The 20733-nt window shown below is 65.8% G+C and carries 18 protein-coding genes; 11 read left to right on the top strand and 7 right to left on the bottom strand.

The window, feature by feature from the left end:
- Window positions 1-38 precede the first annotated feature (38 nt).
- Window positions 39-611, top strand: coding sequence for an inosine/xanthosine triphosphatase (gene yjjX, locus ACESNG_RS05450; RefSeq protein WP_373065303.1), 573 nt, complete (start codon window positions 39-41; stop codon window positions 609-611).
- Here the strand turns inward: yjjX and ACESNG_RS05455 are convergent.
- Window positions 596-1501, bottom strand: a complete 906-nt coding sequence (locus ACESNG_RS05455) for a universal stress protein (RefSeq protein WP_373068116.1) — start codon at window positions 1499-1501, stop codon at window positions 596-598. The genes yjjX and ACESNG_RS05455 overlap by 16 nt on opposite strands.
- Before the next feature lie 79 nt (window positions 1502-1580).
- Between ACESNG_RS05455 and ACESNG_RS05460 the strand changes: the two genes are divergently transcribed.
- The 7 genes from ACESNG_RS05460 (at window position 1581) to ACESNG_RS05490 (ending at window position 8462) form a co-directional block, all read left to right on the top strand.
- Window positions 1581-2042, top strand: a complete 462-nt coding sequence (locus ACESNG_RS05460; protein ID WP_373060618.1) for an acyl-CoA thioesterase — start codon at window positions 1581-1583, stop codon at window positions 2040-2042.
- Window positions 2043-2051: 9 nt separating this feature from the next.
- Window positions 2052-3287, top strand: coding sequence for a 4-hydroxy-3-methylbut-2-enyl diphosphate reductase (locus ACESNG_RS05465; RefSeq protein WP_373060617.1), 1236 nt, complete (start codon window positions 2052-2054; stop codon window positions 3285-3287).
- 88 nt (window positions 3288-3375) lie between these two features.
- Window positions 3376-3744, top strand: coding sequence for a dienelactone hydrolase family protein (locus ACESNG_RS05470; protein WP_373060616.1), 369 nt, complete (start codon window positions 3376-3378; stop codon window positions 3742-3744).
- 8 nt (window positions 3745-3752) lie between these two features.
- Window positions 3753-5309, top strand: a complete 1557-nt coding sequence (locus ACESNG_RS05475) for a bifunctional UDP-sugar hydrolase/5'-nucleotidase (RefSeq protein WP_373060615.1) — start codon at window positions 3753-3755, stop codon at window positions 5307-5309.
- Between the two features lie 7 nt (window positions 5310-5316).
- Window positions 5317-6144 carry an SDR family NAD(P)-dependent oxidoreductase gene (locus ACESNG_RS05480; protein WP_373068118.1) on the top strand — a complete coding sequence of 276 codons (828 nt, stop codon included), beginning with the start codon at window positions 5317-5319 and terminating at the stop codon, window positions 6142-6144.
- Window positions 6141-7367 carry an acyl-CoA dehydrogenase family protein gene (locus tag ACESNG_RS05485; RefSeq protein WP_373060613.1) on the top strand — a complete coding sequence of 409 codons (1227 nt, stop codon included), beginning with the start codon at window positions 6141-6143 and terminating at the stop codon, window positions 7365-7367. The genes ACESNG_RS05480 and ACESNG_RS05485 overlap by 4 nt, the downstream gene beginning before the upstream one ends.
- A 6-nt stretch (window positions 7368-7373) precedes the next feature.
- A complete protein-coding gene (locus ACESNG_RS05490) occupies window positions 7374-8462 on the top strand; it encodes a phosphotransferase family protein (RefSeq protein ID WP_373060612.1) in 1089 nt (362 codons plus the stop codon).
- A gap of 135 nt (window positions 8463-8597) precedes the next feature.
- Here the strand turns inward: ACESNG_RS05490 and ACESNG_RS05495 are convergent, their stop codons facing one another.
- From ACESNG_RS05495 to ACESNG_RS05505, 3 genes are all read right to left on the bottom strand, one after another.
- Complete coding sequence (locus tag ACESNG_RS05495; protein WP_373060611.1) at window positions 8598-9764, bottom strand: acetyl-CoA C-acyltransferase; 1167 nt, start codon at window positions 9762-9764, stop codon at window positions 8598-8600.
- Between the two features lie 22 nt (window positions 9765-9786).
- Window positions 9787-12099, bottom strand: coding sequence for a 3-hydroxyacyl-CoA dehydrogenase/enoyl-CoA hydratase family protein (locus ACESNG_RS05500; RefSeq protein ID WP_373068120.1), 2313 nt, complete (start codon window positions 12097-12099; stop codon window positions 9787-9789).
- A gap of 147 nt (window positions 12100-12246) precedes the next feature.
- Window positions 12247-12867 (bottom strand): lysophospholipid acyltransferase family protein, encoded by a 621-nt coding sequence (locus ACESNG_RS05505; protein WP_373068122.1) that lies wholly within the window; start codon window positions 12865-12867, stop codon window positions 12247-12249.
- A gap of 16 nt (window positions 12868-12883) precedes the next feature.
- On the opposite strand from ACESNG_RS05505, the gene msrB reads away from it, so the two are divergent.
- Window positions 12884-13285 carry a peptide-methionine (R)-S-oxide reductase MsrB gene (gene msrB, locus ACESNG_RS05510; RefSeq protein ID WP_373060608.1) on the top strand — a complete coding sequence of 134 codons (402 nt, stop codon included), beginning with the start codon at window positions 12884-12886 and terminating at the stop codon, window positions 13283-13285.
- 13 nt (window positions 13286-13298) lie between these two features.
- Here msrB and ACESNG_RS05515 read toward each other — a convergent pair whose 3' ends face one another.
- Window positions 13299-14213, bottom strand: a complete 915-nt coding sequence (locus tag ACESNG_RS05515; protein WP_373060607.1) for a hypothetical protein — start codon at window positions 14211-14213, stop codon at window positions 13299-13301.
- A 105-nt stretch (window positions 14214-14318) separates the two neighbouring features.
- Window positions 14319-14867, bottom strand: a complete 549-nt coding sequence (locus tag ACESNG_RS05520) for an RNA polymerase sigma-70 factor (protein WP_373060606.1) — start codon at window positions 14865-14867, stop codon at window positions 14319-14321.
- A 172-nt stretch (window positions 14868-15039) separates the two neighbouring features.
- Here ACESNG_RS05520 and ACESNG_RS05525 point away from each other — a divergent pair, with 172 nt between their 5' ends.
- Together ACESNG_RS05525 and ACESNG_RS05530 are read left to right on the top strand one after the other, a co-directional pair.
- Window positions 15040-16122, top strand: a complete 1083-nt coding sequence (locus tag ACESNG_RS05525) for a FecR family protein (protein WP_373060605.1) — start codon at window positions 15040-15042, stop codon at window positions 16120-16122.
- Between the two features lie 18 nt (window positions 16123-16140).
- The gene (locus tag ACESNG_RS05530; RefSeq protein ID WP_373068124.1) at window positions 16141-18843 is read left to right on the top strand and encodes a TonB-dependent receptor; all 2703 of its coding nucleotides are present in this window, start codon (window positions 16141-16143) and stop codon (window positions 18841-18843) included.
- Window positions 18844-18940: 97 nt separating this feature from the next.
- On the opposite strand, the gene ACESNG_RS05535 is transcribed toward ACESNG_RS05530, so the two are convergent.
- Window positions 18941-20455, bottom strand: coding sequence for a S8 family peptidase (locus tag ACESNG_RS05535; protein ID WP_373060603.1), 1515 nt, complete (start codon window positions 20453-20455; stop codon window positions 18941-18943).
- Window positions 20456-20733 lie beyond the last annotated feature (278 nt).

The raw sequence follows: 20733 nt of genomic DNA on the forward strand, positions 1-20733 counted from the left end.
GCCAACCTCACCCCTTTTCTGCGGCGATTCGGCCAAATATGAGCTTCCCCTTTGCGCGCGTCGCCGTCGGTTCCCGCAATCCGGTCAAGCTCGCCGCGGTGCGTGCCGTTCTCGAGCGTGTCCAGCCCGCGCTGCAGCTGGAGGGCGTCGAGGTCGCGAGCGGCGTGCCCGATCAGCCGATGGGCGACGAGGAGACACAGCGTGGCGCGCGGAATCGGGCGATCGCGGCGCTCCAGCTCACCGGAGCGGAGCTGGCGGTTGGTTTGGAGGGCGGAGTCGTGGCCTTGGCCGACGGTCGAATGCGCAGCTGTGCGTGGGCCGTGGTGGTCGACCGGGATGGTCTGGAAGGGATGGGCGGCTCGTTGTCGATGCCGCTGCCGGACATGGTGTCGGCACGGATCCGCGCCGGGGAAGAGTTGGGGCACGCGATGGACGCCGTCGCCAACGCCGTGGGCACCAAGCATGGACGCGGTGCCGTGGGCATCCTCACGGCGGGATTGATCGATCGACAGCGGGCGTACGAGCCGATGGTCGCCTACGCGTTGGCGCCGTGGTTGGCGCCCGCGTTCTTCTCGCCAACAGATCGCGTCAACGATCAGGACGGTCGGTAAACGAGCACCGGGCTGTGGGCGTGACGGAGAACTTCGTCGGCCACACTACCAAGCATCATACGCTTGAGTCCGCCGCGTCCGTGCGTCGCGAGCGCGAGCGCGCCAGCCGAAAGCCTGGTTGCCTCCTCGACGATCGCGCGCGTGACGCTCATGTCGGTGACCGTGTGCACGGTGGTCCCCGCCGGGCACAGCGCCGCGATCCGCACGAGGTAATCACGGCGTCCGGCCTCCTCGAGTTCGAGCGCGCTGTCGTCGACCAGCAGTGTTTCGGCCCCGAAGGGGGCCATCGGCATCGCGTGCGGCACCGCGACTGAGAGCAGCGCCATGGTGAGCCCGGTCGCGTGGGCAAACGTCGTCGCGTGCGGGATGATGGCTTCGGCAAACGGGGAGCCGTCGAGCGTGCAAAGCAGGGTGCCGACGGGGAGTTCGGGAGGTGCGTCAGTGCCCGCGCCGCGCACCAAGTACACTGGCGCTGTCGCGCGCGTGAGGTACGCGGTGGCCACACTGCCGAGGCGCAGCGGGGCGAAGCCGCTGCGCCCGTGCGTGGTCATCACGGTCAGGTCGACACCGGCCGATTGCGCATGCTCGACCAGAGCCTCGACGATCGTACCGTCGAGCAGCACCCCAGACGCTGACACGCCCTGCGCCGTGAGTTCGGCCACGGTGGCGTCGAGTGCGGCCTGATCTTGCATCCGGTGTTCGCGGACCAGTTCCGCGTCGTACACCGGGATGGCCACCTCACCCGGCACGAACGGGATGTAGGCGCTCGGATCATGGACCAGCGCGAGTTGCAACCTGGCCCCTGTTCGACCTGCCAGCGCCACGGCGACGGGTATGGCCCGGGCGCTGAGCGCCGAGCCATCGAACGGCACGAGAATGGTCTTGTACATTCCACCATGTTGCGCGCCACGGAGCGATCCTGCCAGAGGGGATCCCCCGAAAGTTTGTCACCGTTCTGCCACGGGTCACATGACGGCATCGCGTCCCTTTGTCACACACGAGCGCGTCCGCTGGGCGGATGTGGACCTCGTGTCGATCATGCGCTTCAGCGCCTTCACGCGGCTCGTGGAAGTGGCGGAGCAAGAGCTGCTGCGGGCGGCGGGTCTGCCCTACGCGACGCTGTTCGACCATCCCCGCATCTGGATGCCGCGCCGCCGTCTCGAAATCGACTATTTCGCGCCGGCCCGCATCGACGATGAACTCGCGCTCGTCACGTACGTGTCGCGCATGGGCGACACCTCGCTCACGATGCAGGTGGACGTCCGTCACGCGACGCGCCATACCCTCATCGCCGCCGCTACGATGGTCGTGGTCTGCGTCACGGTAGACGGATTTGCCAAGCGCCCGCTGCCGCGCATCGCCCGCGACTCCCTGGCACCGTTCGTGATGACGGTCGAAGAAGCCCGCGCCGGCGCGCCCGAAACCCGCTAGATTACGGCCATGTCAGACATGACGTACGTACGCAAAGGCTTCGGCCTCAAGGCCGAGGTGCAGGACACCCTCGCGGCCGACTACACCGGTCAGCTGGTGGATATGCTTCGCGCGAACGATTACACGTTGCACGCGGGTCAGACCACGGTGCGCCTCGCCAAGGAATTCGGTTTTTGTTACGGCGTGGAGCGCGCCGTGGACTACGCGTATCAGACGCGACGCAAGTTTCCTGAGAAGCAGATCTTCCTGGCGGGTGAAATCATCCACAATCCTCACGTCAACGCGAAGTTGCGGGAGATGGGCGTCGTGTTTCTCTCGGCCAGCGGAAAAGGGTTCGATTACGCGCTGGTGAAGTCGGCCGATGTCGTGATCCTGCCGGCCTTCGGTGTCACGATCCAGGACTTCCAGACGCTGCGCGAACTCGGGTGCGTGGTGGTCGACACGACGTGCGGATCGGTGCTGAATGTGTGGAAGCGCGTAGAGGTGTATGCGCGCGACGGATTCACTTCCCTGATTCACGGCAAGTTCTACCACGAAGAAACGCGTGCGACGGCTTCGCAGGTGGAGAAGTACTCGGGCGGCCAGTACATCGTGGTGCGTGACATGCTCGAAGCGGATCTCGTGACGGACTATATCGAAGCGAGGGTCGGCAACCCGACGTCGCGGCCGCCACTGACGCGAGCGGAGTTCCTGGAGAAGTTCGCGAAGGCCGCATCGGATCATTTCGATCCGGATCTGCATCTCGATCGTATCGGCGTGGCCAATCAGACCACGATGCTGGCGCGTGAATCGCTGGCCATCGGTGCGGCCGTGGGCGACGCGATGGCGCGGACCTACGGTGATACACATCGCGCGGACCACTTCCGCACGTTCGACACGATCTGCAGCGCCACGCAGGACCGGCAGGACGCGGTCGTCGAATTGCTGGCGGAGCCGCTCGACCTCATGGTGGTCGTAGGCGGCTACAACTCCAGCAACACGATTTCCTTGGCGGCGCTGTGTGCCGAGCAGGTGCCGACGTTCCATATCGCCGATCCCGATGAGATCGACGTCGAGGGCAACGCCGTACGCGTCCGTCGCGTGGGGCCGCATCATCACGAAGACGAAGTGGCCGACTGGCTGCCGACCACGGGTGTGCTGCGTATCGGCATCACGGCTGGCGCCAGCACGCCGAACAACAAGATCGGACAGGCGGTGGCGCGCGTGTTCGCCATTCGTGGCGAACACGTCGACACGAGTCTCTGAGGGCGTCACCCGGTACACTCAGTCGGAGATCGCCACCTATGAATGGCACGATGATGGAGTTCCGCGCGAATGGCGGCCCGGCCGCCGGGTGTCGCTCGCTGCCGCCGGCTTCGTGGCGTTGGCGCCCGATCTGTACCGCGACGAACAAGCGACGACCCCCGATAACGCGCAGCGGTTGCTGATGGCGCTCGACATGTCGCAGACGGCCAGCGTATTGCGCGACGGCGCGGAGTGCCGGCGCGGATTCGATGCGGTCGTGGACTTTTACGGCATTTTCAATCCGCACGTGCCCGTCCTGATAGCCGACGTGGCGGCCACCGGCGTGCGCGCCGAGACGTACTTCTACGACGCCGGCCACGCCTTCTTCAACGACACGTGTGCGGTGGTATACGACCCGGACGCGGCATCGTTGGCGTGGACGCGTGCGCTCGAGTTCCCGCAGCAGTCGCCGGCGTGATACGCGCCATGCGGTCCGGGCGTCCCGTCCTGCAGGGTGTGCTGCTGGCCGCCACTGTCGCCAGCGCGGCCTGTCGCGTGCCATCGGCCACCGCCGTGGCACCGGCGCTGCGTGGTTCGACGCAGGTCGTGCGCATGCTGCTCGTGAACGATGTGTATGTCACCGATACGTTGCGTGACGGCCGCGGTGGACTGGCGCGCGTGGCGGGTTTGCGCGACTCGCTCGAACGGGCGAATGGCGACAGGGTGCTGTTCGTGCTCGCGGGCGACGTGCTGAGTCCGAGCGTGCTCGGCAAGTGGTACGGCGGTGCGCAGGTGGTCGACGCGTTCAACGCAGCGCGGCTCGACCTCGCGACGATGGGCAATCACGAATTCGATGGATCGCGCACGAATCTCGTGGCCCGACTGCGTGAATCGCGTTTTTTGTGGTTGTCCGCGAACTGCGGTGAGGCGAACGGTGTGCCGTTCCCGGGGGTGCGCAGCTGGGACACGCTGCGGGTGGACGGCGTGAAAGTCGGCGTTCTCGGAACGACCGTGGTGCGTGAGTACGCCCCCTACGTGTCGTGCCGAGATGCCGATAGCGCGACCACGGCCACCGTCGACACACTACTGGGGCAGGGTGCTGAACTGGTCATTGCGCTCACGCACCGATTCCTGCGGGAAGATGAGGCCACCCTCGAGAGGGAGCCGCGCATTACGGCGATTCTTGGCGGCCACGATCATGACGGACGCCGGGCCGTGCGCGACGGCCGTCTGCTGGTGAAGGCCGCATCGAATTCGCGGACGGCGATTCTGGTCACGTTCACGCGTGACGGCGCATCGCCGTGGCGTGTGACTGACCGCCGCTTCGACATCGGTCCGGGAATGCGCGATGACCCTGCCACTTTGGCCGTCGTGCAACGGTGGCGCGACACACTGACGCGGCGCATCGGTCCCGATCGTGTCCTCGGTACGGCACCCGAGCCGATCAACGCGATCGATTCGATCTCGAAACGCGAAAGCCCATTCGGCAACATGATCGCCGACGCGATGCGCCTGGGCACGAAGGTCGACGTGGCGCTGATCAACTCCGGCGCCCTGCGCTACGACGACATGATGCCGGCCGGCCCCATCACGCGGCACATGATCGAGGGCGTTTTTTTGTTCGCCGACGAAACGCGCGTCGTTTCGTTTCGTATGAGTGGAGCGCGATTGCGCGAACTGCTCGAGGTCAGTGTCGGACGCGACGGTCTTGGCAACGGGCCGTATCTACAGCTCAGCGGCGTGCGCTTTCGTTTCGACGCCACGCTGCCCAGCGGCGCACGGGTTGTCGGTGATCTTCGGCGCGATGATGGACGTACCATCGGCGCGACGGACACGCTGCAGCTGTCCATGGTGACATATCCGGCGTGTCGGAGCGGCGACGGGTATCGCATTCCCGAAGCGGCCGACGCCTGCCGTGCGCTCGCCGCTGCGCCCGACTCGCGCCCACGCACGGCCGATCTGGTACTGCAACATCTGGAGCGGATGAACGGCCGAATCGTCCCGCCGCCGATCGGCCGGGTGACTCGTCTTGATCAGCGTTGACCACGGCATGCTCCCGATTCCCTTCAACAGGCCTACTGCCATGCATGAGCCCATTACCCCGCGCACGGCCGACGCGATCTCGCGTCTGCGCCTCGATGGTAAAGTCGCGATCGTCACCGGAGGTACCCGCGGCATCGGGCTCGCGATCGCGACCACGCTGGCGCGGGCCGGCGCTCAGGTCGCGGTCTCGAGCCGTAAGGCAGAGCATGTGGACGCGGTCGTGAAGGTCCTGCGTAATGAAGGGCTGGAGGTCGTGGGGATTCCGGCGAACATGGGGAAGGCAGCCGATGCGTACGAGTTGGCGGCACGCACCGTCGAACACTTCGACGGCATCGACATCATCGTCAACAATGCCGCCACGAACCCGATCTTCGGACCACTGCAGCAGGCGACCGACGAGGCGTTCGAGAAAATCTTCTCCGTGAACGTGAAGGGGCCGCTCGAACTCTGTCGGGCGGCACACACGGTGATGGCGCAGCGCGGCGGCGGCGCCATCGTGAACGTGGCGAGCATCGGCGGTGTCTCTCCGGAAGCCGGCCTCGGTCTGTACAGTGTGAGCAAAGCCGCACTGGTGTCCCTCACCAAGGTGATGGCGCAGGAGTGGGGTGCCGATGGCATCCGCGCGAACGTGATCTGTCCGGGTCTCATCAAGACGCGCTTCTCGCAGGCGCTCTGGCAGGACAAGGACATCTCGAATCAGGTGCTCGGTCATCAGCCTATCCGCCGCATCGGCCAGCCTGATGACGTGGCCGGGCTCGCGCTCTTCCTCGCATCCGATGCGTCGGCGTATTGCACCGGGAGTGTTTACATGGTCGACGGCGGGTATCTCACATGATGCACAACGCCGTGGCGCCGCGCGCCGCCGAGTTGGAAGCGTTACTCGCCACGGCGCGCGCGTTCGTCCGTGAGGCGCTGGTGCCGCTCGAGTCACAGCTGTTGCATGGTAACTGGGCGAAGAACGAACCGGTGTTGTCGCAGCTGCGCGAGCAGGCGCGCGCGCTCGGTCTCTGGGCACCGTTCCTCCCGGCGTCGCTTGGTGGACGCGACCTCCCGCTCGACGCGTACGCGCGCTTGAGCGAGGTGCTTGGCTGGACACCGTTCGGCCACTACGTGTGCAACTGCCAGGCGCCGGATGTCGGCAATATGGAGCTGCTGCTGCAGTTCGGCACCGACGAACAGAAGGCGCAGTTTCTCGAACCGCTGGCACGCGGCGAGATCCGCAGTTGCTTCGCGATGACGGAGCCGGAACACGCCGGATCGAATCCCGTCATCATGTCGACGCAGGCAGTGCGTGAGGGTCATGAGTTCGTCATCACCGGTCACAAGTGGTTCACGAGCAGCGCCGACGGCGCGTCGTTCGCGGTGGTGATGGCGGTGACCGATCCGGATGAAGCGCGCAAGCATTTTCGCGCCAGTCAGATTCTGGTGCCGCTGCCCGCCGCTGGGTACTCGCTGGTCCGCAACATCGCGGTGATGGGTGAGAGTGGCGGTGGATGGGCCAGTCACGCCGAAGTGCGCTTTGATGCCGTGCGCGTTCCGGTCACCAATGTGCTTGGACGGCAGGGCCATGGATTCGCGCTGGCGCAAGAGCGGCTGGGACCGGGACGCATCCATCACTGCATGCGCTGGATCGGCATCTGCGAGCGTGCCTTCGACCTCATGTGCCGTCGTGCCGCGGAGCGCGAGTTGGCGCCCGGCGACGTGCTGGCGAACAGGCAACAGGTGCAGTTCTGGATCGCGGACTCGCGTATCGAGATTCATGCCGCGCGGCTGATGGTGATGGATGCCGCCACGCGTATGGCCCGTGAGGGCCAGGAGGCGGCGCGTGAAGAGATCGCGTACATCAAGGTGTTCGTGGCCAACACGCTGCAGCGCGTGCTCGATCGCGCGCTGCAGGCACACGGTGCACTGGGTATGACCGACGACACTCCGCTGGCATGGTGGTACCGGCACGAGCGGGCCGCGCGCATCTATGACGGTGCCGACGAAGTGCATCGCACGGTGATTGCCCGCCGCGCGCTCAAGCCCTATCTCCCGCCCCGCACGCCGCGTGAGTAATCGCCTATGAGTGACGGAACGATCGCGCTGCGCGAGGGAGAAGAGGTCGACGCCGTGGCCCTGCTCGCCTGGCTTGCGCAGGCGGTACCACAGATGGTGCCGGCCGGCGCTCGCTTGCGCATTCGGCAGTACCCCGCAGGATTTTCGAATCTCACGTATCTGGTCACGATGGAGCACGAGCATGGTGAACGCGCACTGGTGCTGCGCCGTCCCCCACGTGGAGTGAAGGCAGGGATCGCGCACGACGTGGGTCGTGAACACGGTATTCTGGAGGCATTACACGCGCGGGGCGTTCCGGTACCCAAGCCGGTGACGCGCTGCGATGACGCTGCCGTGATCGGCGCGCCGTTCTACCTCATGGAGCATGTGGACGGCGTGATCCTGCGTGGGACGCCGCCGGAATCGCTCACCGACGACGCGGCCGCGATGCCGGCGAAGCTTGCGGCGCTCTCGCAGACGTTCGTGCAGACGCTCGTGCAGCTGCACGCCGTGGACGTCTCGACCGAACCCCTTGCCTCGCTGGGGCGCCCCGATGGCTACGTACTGCGGCAAGTGCAGGGGTGGACCAAACGATGGGGCGCTTCACGCACGGGCGATGTGCTGGAGCTCGACTGGACCGCCCAGTGGCTGGAGGCGCACCGTCCACCCGATCGCGCGACCACGCTGGTGCACAACGACTTCAAGCTCGACAATCTCGTGCTCGAGCCGGATCTGTCACGGGTGCGGGCGATTCTTGACTGGGAAATGGCAACGATCGGTGATCCGCTCATGGACCTCGGCACCAGTCTCGCGTATTGGGTGGAAGCGGGTGATGCACCGATCTTTCGCGCACTCGGACTCGGTATCACGGCACTGCCCGGCAACATGACGCGGCGCGAGCTGGTACAGGCGTACGGCGCGCACCGCGGCATCGACGTAAGCGATGCACCGTTCTATTACGCGTTCGGTCTGTTCAAGGTGGCGGTCATCGCGCAGCAGATATACGCACGGTATGTGAAGGGACTCACGAGTGACCCGCGCTTCGGCGTGTTGGGGGAGGTCGTGAAGGCGCTGGGGGTTGCGGCGAAAGCTGCGGCGGAGACGGGACGGGTGTAGCGCGCGCAGTTGACCCACGACCCAGCACCCATGGCCTCAAACGCCAAGCCTCGAGCCCACCCTGTTGCTGATGGCGGTGGGCTCGAGGCTTGGCGTTTGAGGCCGTGGGTATTGGGTATTGGGTAATGGGTTTCCCTACGCGTAGACCTCGAAGATTCCGGCGGCGCCCATGCCGCCGCCGATGCACATTGTGACCATGCCGTAACCGCCGCCGCGGCGCTTGAGTTCGTGCACGAGCTGCGTCGTGAGCTTGGCGCCGGTCGCGCCCAATGGATGTCCGAGCGCGATAGCCCCGCCGTTCACATTGATGATGCTGGTGTCCATCCCGAGTTCCTTGATCACGGCCAGCGCCTGCGCCGCGAAGGCCTCGTTGAATTCGATGAGCTTGAGATCGGCGAGCGTGAGGCCGGCGCGCGCGAGCGCCTTCGGCACCGCCTTGATCGGTCCGACACCCATGATATCGGGGTCCACGCCGCCCACAGCGAAGCTTACGAAGCGCGCGAGCGGGGGGATGCCGAGTTCCTTGGCCTTCGCTGCGCTCATCACGAGCACGGCGGCGGCACCGTCGGAATACGGGCTGGCACTACCCGCCGTGACGGTGCCCGTGGGAGAAAAGGCCGGACGGAGCTTGGCGAGCCCTTCGAGCGTGGTTTCGGCGCGCGGGCACTCGTCGATGGAGAAGATGATATCCGTTACCGTTTTCTCGGCCCCCTTCCACGTGTAGCGCTGCGTGTGAATCGGCACGATCTCGTCGGTGAATACGCCGCGCTGAATGGCCGACACGGCCTTCTGCTGACTCTCGAACGCGAACTGATCCTGTGCCGCCCGCGAGATCTCCCAACGCTTCGCGACGCGCTCGGCGGTGAAGCCCATGCCGATGTAGCTCTCGGTGATCGCCGGAGAGAGTCGGGCGTTGTAGCCCGACATCGGCACTTGCGACATCATCTCGATGCCACCGGCCATCACGGCATCACCCTGACCCGCGATGATGGCCTGCGACGCGTACGCCACCGACTGCAGCCCGGATGAGCAGAAACGATTCACGGTAGCCGCCGCCGTTTCCACCGGGAAGCCGCCGCGTAGCCACGCCAGGCGCGCGTGATTGAGACCCTGCGAGGCCTCGGGCATCGCACAGCCCCACTGCACGTCTTCGATGATCGCGGGATCGATACCCGCGCGATCGATTGCCGCCTTCATTACGGTGGACGACAAATCCACCGGATGTACGCCGGCGAGTGCACCATCTGCCTTGCCGCGCGCTACCGCGCTGCGGGCGGCACTGACGATCACGACCTCGGTCATCTCTATCTCTCCTGCCGCGCGCTCAATTGCGCAGCGGCTTGCCGGTCTTGAGGGTGTACGCGATGCGCTCCTGCGTTTCCTTGGTGCCGAGAAGGCTGAGGAACTGTTCGCGCTCGAGGTCGAGCAGATCCTGCTCGGTGACATCACGTGCCGTGCCGTCGCCGCCGCACAACACATACGCGATGGCGCGACCGACGCGGACATCATGGGCCGACGCCTGACCCGCCTCCTTCGCCGCCCAGATGGCGTACTCGAGATTGCCCATCCCTTCACGACCGAGCGCGCGCACGGTGCGCTCGAGGGGCGGGAGGTAGCCGCGGGCGAGATCGAGCACGCGAGCCTTCGCGTCGGCAATCTGGTGATCGCGATTCATGCTGATGCGATCGCTCTCGCGCAGGAAGCCCAACGCCTTCGCCTCGTACGCCGAGGTTGTCGTGGTCGCGAAGGCGATCAACTTGAACGCGCGCTTCACGGCGCCGAACAGATCGACCTCTTCATAGTTCTGGAGTTCGGCGGTGAAGCGCATGAGCAACTCCTTCGTCCCGCCGCCGCCCGGCAACAGACCGACGCCGGCCTCCACCAGCCCCATGTACGTCTCGGCGTGCGCCTGCACGGCATCGGCGTGCAGCGTGAACTCCGCGCCGCCGCCGAGCGTCATACCCGCCGGTGCGACGATCACCGGGAATGGTGCGCGGCGAATCGACATCACGCTGTCCTGGAACGCCTTGCAGGAGACTGCGATGTCATCCCAGGCACCGGCGGATACCGCGAACGAGACCAGCGACAAATCGGCGCCGACGCTGAAGGCACGTGCGTCTTCGTTGCCGATCACCATGCCGTTGAAACCGAGCTTCTCGACTTTGCTGAGCGCGCTTTCAAGGCCCTTGAGGACGCCGTCGCCGAGGCTGTTCATCTTCGAACGGAACTCGAAGCAGGCTACGCCGTCGCCCAGATCGATCAGGCGGGAGAGGCCATTGTCGTCGAGTACACGACCATGCTTCGCGAGGCTCGCGAGCGCCAAACGGCCGGGGATTCCCGGAATGGGTTCGTACGTGCCGTCGAAGGTGAGATACTCACCATTTTTGTAGAACGACCCCGTCGCCATCTCCAGCAGCGGCGGGATGCTCTTGCCCTGCGCGCGGAACTCTCCGCGCAGCCATTCGATGCCCAGCGCGTCCATGATCTGGAAGGGGCCCGCTTCCCAGCCGTAGCCCCACTCCATGGCGCGGTCGACCGCCACGATGTCGAACGCCAGTTGAGAGGCGAGCGTGAGCGTGTAGTGCGCGGCGTCGGCGAGATGGTCGCGCAGAAACGCACCCTGCACGCCAGTCATCGCGATGGCCGCCGGCAGGCGCTGCGCGATCGGCATACGGATCGCCTGACCGATCTCTCCACCTTCGAGCCGCTGCTGCGGCACATAGCTCTTGGTCTTCCAGTCGAAGGTCTGTGTGCCGTCCTTCGTCTTTGTGTAGAAGCCGCCGCCGGTCTTGTCGCCAAGCTTCCCCTTGGCCACCAGTTCTTCGAGCATCCACGACGGAAGCGCGAAGTCTTCGTTAGTTGCGCCACCGATACCCTTGGTCACGTGCGCGAGCACGTCGAGGCCCGAGAGGTCGCCGGTGCGGAACGTCGCAGTCCGCGCGCGGCCGATCAACGAGCCGGTGAGCCCGTCCACTTCATCGATGGTGAGTCCGTGCTGCTCCATGCGTCGCATGGTGCCGACCATACCGTACACGCCCAGCCGGTTGGCGATGAAGCCCGGCACGTCTTTGGCGATGACGATGCCCTTGCCGAGCGTGCGCTCGGCGAACTCGCGCGTGGCCCCAATCACCGCCGGATCCGTGTCCGGTGTCGGAATGATCTCGAGCAGGTGCATGTAGCGCGGCGGATTGAAGAAGTGCGTGCCGAGGAAGCGACGACGGAATTTCTCGCCACGTCCCTCGAGCAGCACCGACATCGGAATGCCCGACGTGTTCGACGAGATGATCGCCGTGGGCTTCATGAGCGCTTCGATGCGCGCGAACAGCTGCTGCTTCGGTTCCGCGAGCTCGACGATTGCTTCACAGATCCAGTCGCACTCGGCGAGGAGCTGGAGATGATCTTCGGTGTTGCCGGTACGCACCCGAGCGGCGGTCGAAGCCTCCATGAAGGAGGCCGGCTTGGACTTGATCGCTTTCTGCAGCCCGTTTTTGGCGGGTGCACTGCGGTTCGGCGATTTGGGATCGCTATCGCCGGGGATATCGAGCAACACGACACGGCAGCCCGCCGAGGCAGCGAGGGCGGCAATGCCGCTCCCCATGGCCCCGGCGCCCACCACGCCGACAGTCGTCATGCGCATTCGGCACTCTCTCCGTAAGGGACCCCCACAAACTCCCTCGTGGATCGGCCGGGCGGAAGGGGCGGGCACGAAAAACACGACGTTGGCGTCATGTTCGACCGCCGCGGGGACCGCTCGAATGTGCCGGGCGTGGATGTGATGCGAGGATCAGGTCTGCTGCGAGGGGTCGCGTCCGGCCACGTCGGCGTAATACGTCCGGATGCGGGCGATCCCCGCGGCCGGGTCATCTTCCACGGGCATCGTGGTTGGCCCGAGTCGTACCACTTTGCGTCGGTAATCGAGCGCGACGCAGCAGATAGGGACATTGGCCCCCTTGGCGACGTGCCAGAAGCCACTACGCCATGCCGTCACCTTTTTACGGGTGCCCTCAGGAGCGAGGGCGAGCGCGAATCGCTCGTGTGTCCGGAACGCGTCGATGGTGCGCTCCACGGCCTTGTGGGAATTCTTGCGATCCACCGGAATGCCGCCATTGGCGCGCATGAACCAACCCATCGGCGGAACGAACAGCGTGTGCTTGCCCCACCAGTGGGCGTCGAAACCGAGGGCCCACTTGGCCGCCAGGCCGATCGGGAAATCCCAGTTCGATGTGTGCGGGGCAATGATGGCGACGAAGCGCGGGACGTTGGGCATCTGCCCTTCGAAGTGCCAGCCGGCTCGAAACAGGAGCGTGCGGCCAAGCACACGCAGCCACCGGCGATGCGATTGCGGGATATCGGGACCGAGCGGCCAGTCGTCCGGCGCGTGCGCGCTGGCGGGGTGTTGCGTCATGCCGTTCATTTGACTGATGGCAGACAAAATCCGCAAGAGCGAACTGGAGTGGCGGACGATTCTTTCGACCGAACAGTTCCGAGTGCTACGCTCGTACGGTACCGAACGGGCGTTCGCCGGCTGCTACTGGGATCACCATGATGACGGACAGTACATCTGTGCCGGCTGTGGCCAGCCCTTGTTCTCGTCCAGCGCGAAGTTCGACTCGGGCACCGGTTGGCCGAGCTTCACCGAGCCGCTGACCGACGTCGCCATCGAGACGAGCACCGATCGGCGGTGGTTCATCGTGAGTGTGGAAGTGCACTGCGCGTCGTGCGATGGGCATCTGGGGCATGTTTTCGACGACGGTCCGACGCCCGGCGGCATGCGCTACCGCATCAACTCCGCATCGCTCGATTTCAGCGCTTGCGACGACTAGTCCCGCATCAGGCTCACGAGCAGGTCGGGCGACCGCGCGGGAGCGTCACGGTGCAGTTCTTCGTGGTGCCGTCTTCGGTGATCTGCAGCTTGGCCGTCGTCGTCCCGTCATACGTAAGCAGTTCGCGACGTTCTCTGGTGGAGCTCGTACCGTCGATCGTCGTGATCACCTTCATGCGGCGAATTACGGTGCCGGCGGTCGGATAGGTCTGCGTCGTGGCGGATACCGGAATGACGAGTGCCCTGGTGGTGTCCGAGGAGGTGCGCACCGATGAGAAAGTTTTGCTTTCACGGTTCGTGCCGGTGGCCGTCTCGCTGCCCCGCGACGTGCCGTTCACGGTACGTTGCGTGCTGCCGACCGCGAGTCCCGTGACGGTGCGATCGCCGCTGTTGTTCACGGTGGCCGTGACGTTGCCATCGCGGCTGCGAGAGGCGGTACCGACAACCGTCGTGCGTACCTGCACCGAGTTCGTGGTCAGACTGTCGATCACCGACTGCGCGGTGCCGGCGGCATTCTTGATCGTGTAGATCGCCGTTACCGTGAGGCCGTTTGTAACGGTCGGTCCGCAGGTCAGATCGCCAGTGCCGGCCGCGAAGACGCAGCTGGCGTCGATCCGCATACCAAACGGTCCGCCGTGCGGTCCACGACCGGGCGCCGCGCCGCCGACGAAGGCATCGCCGAGTCCGCCCCCCATGAAGCCGCTCATGCCGGGGCCGCCGCCACGTCCGCGGCCGGGTCCACCCCAAGGCATACTGCTGGTCTCGGACGGCGCGTAACTGCTGGACACGAGGTCGAGTCCGGCGGGCGCCGTGCTGAACGCCAGATCGGACATGAAGGCGTTCGGGCCGTTGCTGTTGTCGAAGCTGCAGGCCGCCGCACCAACCAGCGTCGCGGTTGCAGTCAGCGTGAGAAAGCGGGATCGTGCCATGATGAACCTCTCGGAGGGGGCGGCCTTCGACGCTCGCGGCTGTCGCGATGGCATCGTTGAGGCGTTTGCAGGAGAAAACACACGGCCGCCAGCATACCCTATGTGCTACTCACCGTCTCTCGACAGGAATGGGGACAGCTTCTCGCGTAACTGTCGCAAGGCACGACTCATGTTGGCTTCCACGGCCTTCACCGTCACGCCGAGTTGCTCGGCGATTTCACTGTAACGCAGGTTGCGCTCGCGGCTCATCAGAAACACTTCGCGCGTGCGCGGCGGCAGTGCGTCGAGGGCGTCCCGAATTGCGTTCTGCAGCTCGCCCGCGTGCGTATTCGCGTCGGCATGTTCGGCGGGCTCGCTGAGCGCCTCTACATAGACGGCGGACTTCCTCTGCACGTGCAGATGGCGCAAATGATTGAGCGAACGATTGCGCACCGCTTGCATCAGATAGCCGGCCACGCTGCTGTCCGGGGCCAATGTTTCGCGTCGGCGCCAGAGTTCCAGAAAGACATCCTGCGAAAGTTCTTCGGCCACCCCCGGGTCGTGCAGCACGCGATTGGCCGAGCGCACCACGGGCTCGTACCACTGCCGGAAGATCGCATCGAACGCCGCGTGATCCCCGCCTCGAAGGCGGGCCAGCAAGTCAGCGTCGGACACGAGGGGCGTGGGGTCGGGAAATGATTGGGATAGGATACGGTCGACGCGACTCCTCGGAGTCCTGTCGGCCTCGGTTGCAGCGTATACTACATCGAATCACGGCGATTTTGCGCCAGGGCCCGCCGGGAAAGCGGGTACGTAGGGTATCGTCATCCACTCGTGTCTCTTGGGCATGTCCGACCCAATCCGTCCATCTGCCGCATCCGCTTCCGAAGCCGACTGGGACGCGATCTCCCGCTTCGTGGCGGGAGAGAGCGACGCGGTCGAGTCGGCTGCCGTTACTCAGTGGCTGGCCACGCATCCGGAAGACGCTGCGGTGGCGGCCCTCGTTAAGGCGCGTGCAGAACGCGCGACGGTGCGGTCGGAGGTCTCGGTCGATACGGAGCGGGCGCTGGCGGCTGTGCGCAGCCGTATGGCGGAAGCCCCGTCGCTGACGGTCCATCATGGTGGCGCGACGACGCACCCCATCGCCGCGCGCTCGGCGAGTGGTTGGCGTGGACCCGCGTTTGCGGCCGCGGCTGCGCTCGCTGCCATGGTGGGCTTCGCGCAGTGGCGCAGCGGCAACGCGGCCACTGAGCGCGGGGCTGCCCAAAAGGTGTACGCCACGCAGGTGGGGCAGCGCGACTCCGTGAAGCTGCCCGACGGCAGCACGGTCGTACTCGCTCCCGGCAGCCGACTCACGGTTGCCGCGGGATTCAATGGCGGTAATCGCGAAGTCCTGCTGGAAGGTGCGGCGTTCTTCGATGTGAAGCATGACGGTGCGCATCCGTTCGTGGTGCATTCGCGTGGCGCGGAAATTCGCGACATCGGTACCGTTTTTTCGGTGAAGACTGATGCGAATGGTCGCGTCTCGGTGGCCGTGACGCACGGCATCGTGGCGCTGCGCGATGCGAGTGCGGGCAGTGCGGCGCCAGTGGAATTGCGGGCGGGTGATCGTGGCGTGCTGCAGGCGGGTACGGTGGTGGTGGCGCGTGGCACGGTGACTGAAGAAGACATGGCGTGGACACGCGGACAGCTGGCCTATCGGGACGCGCCGCTGGCCGAGGTGCAGGCGGATTTGCGTCGGTGGTACGGCATCGAGTTGCAGGTCGCGGACGCGGAGCTTGCACGGCGCACGTTGACGGCGTCGTTCCGTGGCGACTCGGCGGCGCAGGTGCTACAGATGATCGCGCTGGCCCTTGGAGCCGATGTGGTGCAGCGTGGCGACACAATATTTCTTCAGCCGCAGGGACCGGGTTCAACGCCGAATCCCTGAACGAGGCGATCGACGCGCATGTGGCGGTGGCAGGTGGTACGACGTGGGGTGACGCTGGGCGCGATCGCGGTCTCGATCGCGCCCCTTGCTGTCGTTCGCGCCGCGCGCGGACCTGATCCGGTTTGCGCTGTCCGACTCGGGTCGCAGGAGCGCTCGTCGATCTGGGCACCGCCGCTGGACCGCGTCGTGAACCTGCACGTGCCCGATGTCCCGATTCGCGAAGCGCTCGATCGCCTTGCCGTCGTCGCCAGGATCGAACTGTCGTACAGCGTCGAGCTGCTGCCGGCCGGGAAGCGGGTGTGTCTCACGCTCGATCGCGTGCCTGTTGGTGCCGTGCTGGAATCACTGTTGTCCGGTACGTCGTTGCGATCGATCGTGCTTGGCACCACGCAGGTCGTGCTGGCCCCGACACGCGCCGGTGTGGTGGCGGACGTCGGCACGGGCGCTGTTTCTGCGGGCGGCTTGGCGAGTACCGCGTCGAGCTCTGCGAATTCGCGACGGGCCAGTGTGCTCGATCGCGTGGTGGTGACGGGATCCCCCGATGGCGCTCCGCAGCGCGGATCGCCGTTCGCGCTCGATGTCATCGACGGGGAGACGCTCGCCCGCCATGGTGTAGGCACACTCGGTGAGGCATTGGACCTCGCCGTTCCCGGGGTGTGGTCGTGGACGGCAAGTGCCGGCACACTGTCGGCGCGCTACGGCAGCATTCGCGGGGCCAGTTCGTTCGGCGTCAGTGCGCCGAAGATTTATCTGGACGGCATCGAGGTCGCCAATCCGCTGCTGGTCACGCAGCTCGATCCGGCGCGTGTGGAGCGCGTGGAAGTCATTCGCGGACCACAGGGCGCGGCGTTGTACGGCGCCGATGCGATCAGCGGCGTCGTGAACATTCTCACGCGACACGATGGGACACCTACCGGCGCGCCCGAGGTCCAGCTGTCCACCACGGCAGGATTGTCGGCCACGGCGTACGCGCCGCGCGATGCCTTCGTGCAGGATCATGCGCTGTCCTTTCGGAGCGGCAGCAGCTCCCGCAGCCTCGGGCTCGGACTGAACATCGGCACGGTGGGCGCGTACGTGCCGGGTGCCTCGGAGCAGCGCCTGCTGGCCGATGCCGACGTGCGGGTCGTGCATGCGAACGCCGTGTTCACCGGCACCGCGCGCTTCTCGGCGCAGCGCGCCAACGCCAGCACGAGCCTCATCTTTGGTGGTTCCACGACGCCGTCGCTCACGGCGAGCGCGGACGCATCGGCCTCGCCCGTGGGTCCGTCACGCCTGCGTGCGACGGCGAGCGGGCTCGGTGCCGCGCTACCGGATTCGAGCGGGAATCGACCGCCATTCGACCCCACGGCGCGGGTGCCGTTTGCCGGTGATAGTGCGACGGGCCAGTCGTTGTCGCAGTACACGGTCGGCGGTACGATGGCGGTGATGCCGAATCTGCATTGGACGCATACCGTGATCGCCGGTGTCGATGGCTATCGATTGCGGGGCCTTTCCACTGCGTCGCTGCCGACACCCGTATCGTCCACGAGTGCATTGGGCGAGGGACAAGGCGCGGCCGATCGCGGCACGCTCCGGTTGCGCACGGTTGGTCGCTTCGATCTGGCCGAGGGTACGTTGCTGGCAGTGACCTTCGCCGCAGAGCAGGCGCTGACGCGTGATGTGTCGTCGGCGCTGATCGAAGCGCCGGGATATCGCCCCGGCGGCGGCGCACTCACGCCGGTCATTGCGCCATCGCCCACTGTATTGCGATTCGCGCAGAGCTGGATCAACAACGCCGGTCTATCGGCGCAGGCCATGCTGTCCTGGCACGACCGGTGGTACTTCTCGGCCGGTGGTCGCGCCGAACGCACCAGCGGAGCGACGGCGACCGTGCAGCACGCGCTGCTGCCGATGGTCGGCGCGGCCTACGTGCGCGAGTACGGGCCGGCGGTGTTGAAGCTCCGCAGTGCATTCGGTACGGGGATTCGGCCGGCGCGAACATTGGCGCGCGGCACGTCGTGGATGGGGCGCGGTGGTGCATCGGAGGGACTTGAGCCGGAGCAGCAGACTGGCCTCGAAGCGGGAGCCGATCTGGTGTTTGCGCATGGGGTATCGGTGCACGTCACGCGGTTCGATCAGGAAGCGTCCGGGCTGATCCAGCCGGTCGGATCGATGACGACGGCAGTTGGCACGAACGGCCGCATCGTCCGCAACCTGTCGTATACGCTGCAGAACGTCGGTGCGATCACGAACCGGGGCTGGGAGCTCCAAGCCACGGCGCGTCGAAGCAGTCTGCAGCTGGCCGGTGCCTTGTCTCTCGTGGACAGCCGTGTGGCCCGTACGGCCAACGGCTACCGCGGTGAGCTGCGCGTCGGCGATCGCATGCTCGACGTGCCGGCATCGACGGTGAGTCTGTCGGCCGCGTGGGCCGCTCGTCGGTGGAGTCTCAGCTCGACCGCCACGCGGGCGGCGGACTGGATCGGCTACGATCGCAACGCCATCGGTGAAGCACTCGCCAATACCACGAGGGAGTACGACGTCGGTGGGCCGCTGTTGCGTCGCTACTGGCTGAACTACAGCGGCGTGACGCGCTGGCGGGCCAATGCGAGCTATAAGCTGCGCGGCGACTTGTCGGTGCTGATCGGCGGCGAGAATCTCTTGAACGTGCAACGCGGCGCTCCTGACAATGCGACCGTGACCGCTGGCCGCACGTTGAGCTTCGGACTTCGGTCGCTGTTCTGAGCGACCGGCATAACGGGACAACGAAGAAGCGCCCGACGGCTGACGGCCGTCGGGCGCTTCTCGCACTGCTGTCGTGTTCCGGCGTCTTACACGATAATCAGAAGACCACCGTGACATCGGGCGAGCAGATCGTGGTGCCGGCATTACAGACCTTGTAGGTCCAGGTGCCCCTCGCGATCCTCGAGTCGTTGTACGAGCCGTCGTTCGCCGTCGTCACAAATCGGGCGGCGTTGCGATACAGATCGACGTTGGTCGTTGTCGCGCCGCTCCAGGTAAGCCTCGAGGTGTTCTGGTTCTTCGTGACCTGCTTGGTGATCGAGAGCGAGATCACCGTCGGCGACGGCGGCGGCGGTGGTGGCGGCGTGGTGACCGTATCCGTCGGCGGGGTCACGGAGGCGGTGAACATGTTCGTGAGCAAGACGTTCGGTGATCCGTTACCCGGGTTTACCACGATGTTCGCGGTGCCGCCGGCGAGCATGGTGCTGCGCACCTGCGCCGCCGTGTACGTGGGATAACTACCGAGAATCAGCGCGGCCACGCCGGCTACGTGCGGCGAAGCCATCGACGTGCCACTGAGCGTGCCGTACGCGCTGGTCGAGCCGATGTACGCCGAGTAAATGCCGCTGCCCGGGGCGAAGAGGTCGAGGCAGCTGCCGAAGTTCGAGTAACTGGCGCGGTTGTCGTTCGACTCGGTGGCACCGACGGTCAGTGCGTTCGGCGTGCTGGCCGGCGACGTGCTGCAGGCGTCGGCGTTTTCATTGCCGGCAGCCACGGCGAAGGTCACGCCGGCGGCGATCGCCTTGCTGACGGCATCGTTCAGGGAAGCGCTGAAGCCGCCGCCCAGGCTCATGTTCGCGGCCATCGGGATCGACCTGTTGGCCGTCTTCTGACCGGTCACCCAGTCGATACCGGCGATGACGCCACTCCAGGTGCCGCTGCCGCTGCAGTCGAGCACGCGAACGGGCACCACGTTGGCGCCGCGCGCCACACCGGTCGAGCTGCCTCCGATCGTGCCGGCGACATGCGTACCGTGACCGTTGCAGTCTTGTGGGTTGTTGTCGCCGAAGGCCGAGAAGCCGGCCAGCGCGCGGCCTGTGAACTGCTCATGCGAGGTGAGGATGCCCGTGTCGACGATGTAGACCCGGACGCCCGCACCATTGCCGGCGAAGCTATACTGGCCGTCGAGGGGCAGGGGGCGCTGGTCGAGGCGGTCGAGACCCCACGACGAGGCGCTGACCGTCTCGCGGATGGAGACTTTGCCGTCTCGTTCAACGCGGAGAATACCGCTGGCAGTCTCCAGTCGTTTGGCCGCGGCCGGCGTGAGCGTGGCCGAGAAGCCCTTCAGGGCAAACTTGTATTCGCGCTTGAGCAGACCCTTCTGCTGGGCGATCAGGGCACGGGCGCGGCCCTTGGGGTCCGATTCGCTGTCATCGAAGGTCACGATGTAATCGATCTGCGTACTGTCGTCTTCGGCCGCGCGGGAAGCAGCGGCGGCAGCCAAGCGGGCGGCGGGACCGGCAGGACTCGTCACCTCGGTGGCATCCGAGCAGGCCGTCAAGGAGACGACCGCGAACAACAGTGAGCCAGCGGAGACGCGCGAAAAGAGTGGCATCGATGGGTTCGGTTCGAAAAGGTAAGACCGCCCTCGGCGCCTGGTGCGTCGTGCGGTCGAGCTCGTGACGGATGACGATGCTTGATCGGCACGGCGCAACACGCAGTTTGTGTGACACAGGTCCCGCATGGTGACAGGCTTAATCGAAACGCCATGAAATGCGGACTCAAGCGGGGTGATTCGCGTCGAAATCGGGCTCTTGGTGATGAGACCCTGTCCCTCGCGGCCTGCGGGATTGGGCGGCATGTTCTGATATGGACCGCCGACTCTTTGTTTCA

Origin of the sequence: Gemmatimonas sp. (assembly GCF_041689975.1) — a bacterium.
In the GTDB taxonomy this organism is placed as follows: Bacteria; Gemmatimonadota; Gemmatimonadetes; order Gemmatimonadales; family Gemmatimonadaceae; genus Gemmatimonas.